The sequence below is a fragment of the Streptomyces sp. TRM64462 genome (assembly GCF_013362995.1).
Lineage (GTDB): Bacteria > Actinomycetota > Actinomycetes > Streptomycetales > Streptomycetaceae > Streptomyces.
The window spans coordinates 1-3,199 of record NZ_JABWDV010000318.1 but is presented as its reverse complement, the minus strand read 5'-3'; the positions used below and the strand labels follow the sequence as shown (position 1 = coordinate 3,199).

Below are 3,199 nucleotides of genomic sequence, written 5' to 3'. Positions count from 1 at the left end.
ACACAGTGGACGCGAGCAACTGAGGACAAGCCCTCGGCCTATTAGTACCGGTCAACTCCACACCTCACGGTGCTTCCATATCCGGCCTATCAACCCAGTCGTCTACTGGGAGCCTTACCCCATCAAGTGGGTGGGAATACTCATCTCGAAGCAGGCTTCCCGCTTAGATGCTTTCAGCGGTTATCCCTCCCGAACGTAGCCAACCAGCCATGCCCTTGGCAGAACAACTGGCACACCAGAGGTTCGTCCGTCCCGGTCCTCTCGTACTAGGGACAGCCCTTCTCAATATTCCTACGCGCACAGCGGATAGGGACCGAACTGTCTCACGACGTTCTAAACCCAGCTCGCGTACCGCTTTAATGGGCGAACAGCCCAACCCTTGGGACCGACTCCAGCCCCAGGATGCGACGAGCCGACATCGAGGTGCCAAACCATCCCGTCGATATGGACTCTTGGGGAAGATCAGCCTGTTATCCCCGGGGTACCTTTTATCCGTTGAGCGACGGCGCTTCCACAAGCCACCGCCGGATCACTAGTCCCGACTTTCGTCCCTGCTCGACCCGTCGGTCTCACAGTCAAGCTCCCTTGTGCACTTACACTCAACACCTGATTGCCAACCAGGCTGAGGGAACCTTTGGGCGCCTCCGTTACCCTTTAGGAGGCAACCGCCCCAGTTAAACTACCCATCAGACACTGTCCCTGATCCGGATCACGGACCCAGGTTAGACATCCAGCACGACCAGAGTGGTATTTCAACGACGACTCCACCCATACTGGCGTATGAGCTTCACAGTCTCCCACCTATCCTACACAAGCCGAACCGAACACCAATATCAAACTGTAGTAAAGGTCCCGGGGTCTTTCCGTCCTGCTGCGCGAAACGAGCATCTTTACTCGTAGTGCAATTTCACCGGGCCTATGGTTGAGACAGTCGAGAAGTCGTTACGCCATTCGTGCAGGTCGGAACTTACCCGACAAGGAATTTCGCTACCTTAGGATGGTTATAGTTACCACCGCCGTTTACTGGCGCTTAAGTTCTCAGCTTCGCCCCACCGAAATGGAGCTAACCGGTCCCCTTAACGTTCCAGCACCGGGCAGGCGTCAGTCCGTATACATCGCCTTACGGCTTCGCACGGACCTGTGTTTTTAGTAAACAGTCGCTTCTCGCTGGTCTCTGCGGCCACCCCCAGCTCCGAGTGCAAAACTCTTCACCAGGAATGGCCCCCCTTCTCCCGAAGTTACGGGGGCATTTTGCCGAGTTCCTTAACCATAGTTCACCCGAACGCCTCGGTATTCTCTACCTGACCACCTGAGTCGGTTTAGGGTACGGGCCGCCATGAAACTCGCTAGAGGCTTTTCTCGACAGCATAGGATCATCCACTTCGCCACAATCGGCTCGGCATCAGGTCTCAGGCTCATGTCACGCGGATTTGCCTACGTGACGCCCTACACCCTTACCCCGGGACAACCACCGCCCGGGATGGACTACCTTCCTGCGTCACCCCATCACTCACCTACTACCAGATAGGGTCACCGGCTCCACCACTCCGACCTCGTCCGAAGACTCAGCCGGCGGCTTCACGGGCTTAGCAGCCCTGGATTCAGCGTTGGCGCTTCAAAGCGGGTACCGGAATATCAACCGGTTGTCCATCGACTACGCCTGTCGGCCTCGCCTTAGGTCCCGACTTACCCTGGGCAGATCAGCTTGACCCAGGAACCCTTAGTCAATCGGCGCACACGTTTCCCACGTGTGTATCGCTACTCATGCCTGCATTCTCACTCGTGAACCGTCCACAACTCGCTTCCACGGCTGCTTCACCCGGCACACGACGCTCCCCTACCCAACCCAGCCGGCGTTGGCCGTACATGCTGGATTGACACGACTTCGGCGGTACGCTTGAGCCCCGCTACATTGTCGGCGCGGAATCACTTGACCAGTGAGCTATTACGCACTCTTTCAAGGGTGGCTGCTTCTAAGCCAACCTCCTGGTTGTCTCTGCGACTCCACATCCTTTCCCACTTAGCGTACGCTTAGGGGCCTTAGTCGATGCTCTGGGCTGTTTCCCTCTCGACCATGGAGCTTATCCCCCACAGTCTCACTGCCGCGCTCTCACTTACCGGCATTCGGAGTTTGGCTAAGGTCAGTAACCCGGTAGGGCCCATCGCCTATCCAGTGCTCTACCTCCGGCAAGAAACACACGACGCTGCACCTAAATGCATTTCGGGGAGAACCAGCTATCACGGAGTTTGATTGGCCTTTCACCCCTAACCACAGGTCATCCCCCAGGTTTTCAACCCTGGTGGGTTCGGTCCTCCACGAAGTCTTACCTCCGCTTCAACCTGCCCATGGCTAGATCACTCCGCTTCGGGTCTTGAGCGCGCTACTCTACCGCCCTATTCGGACTCGCTTTCGCTACGGCTTCCCCACACGGGTTAACCTCGCAACACACCGCAAACTCGCAGGCTCATTCTTCAAAAGGCACGCAGTCACGACATACAAGCAAGCTTGCATGCGACGCTCCCACGGCTTGTAGGCACACGGTTTCAGGTACTATTTCACTCCGCTCCCGCGGTACTTTTCACCATTCCCTCACGGTACTATCCGCTATCGGTCACCAGGGAATATTTAGGCTTAGCGGGTGGTCCCGCCAGATTCACACGGGATTTCTCGGGCCCCGTGCTACTTGGGTGTCTCTCAAACGAGCCGCATGAATTTCAGCTACGGGGGTCTTACCCTCTACGCCGGACCTTTCGCATGTCCTTCGCCTATCCATACGGTTTCTGACTCGTCTCACAGCCGGCAGACTATGAAAGAGAGATCCCACAACCCCGCATGCGCAACCCCTGCCGGGTATCACACACATACGGTTTGGCCTCATCCAGTTTCGCTCGCCACTACTCCCGGAATCACGGTTGTTTTCTCTTCCTGAGGGTACTGAGATGTTTCACTTCCCCTCGTTCCCTCCACACTGCCTATGTGTTCAGCAGCGGGTGACAGCCCATGACGACTGCCGGGTTTCCCCATTCGGACACCCCCGGATCAAAGCTCGGTTGACAGCTCCCCGGGGCCTATCGCGGCCTCCCACGTCCTTCATCGGTTCCTGGTGCCAAGGCATCCACCGTGCGCCCTTAAAAACTTGGCCACAGATGCTCGCGTCCACTGTGCAGTTCTCAAGCAACGACCAGCCACCCATCACCC

Annotated in this window: 1 rRNA gene; it reads right to left on the bottom strand. The window is 57.1% G+C overall.

Annotated elements, in window-relative coordinates:
- Positions 1–21: 21 nt before the first annotated feature.
- A 23S ribosomal RNA gene (locus HTZ82_RS15765) occupies positions 22–3,143 on the bottom strand.
- Between the last annotated feature and the right edge of the window lie 56 nt (positions 3,144–3,199).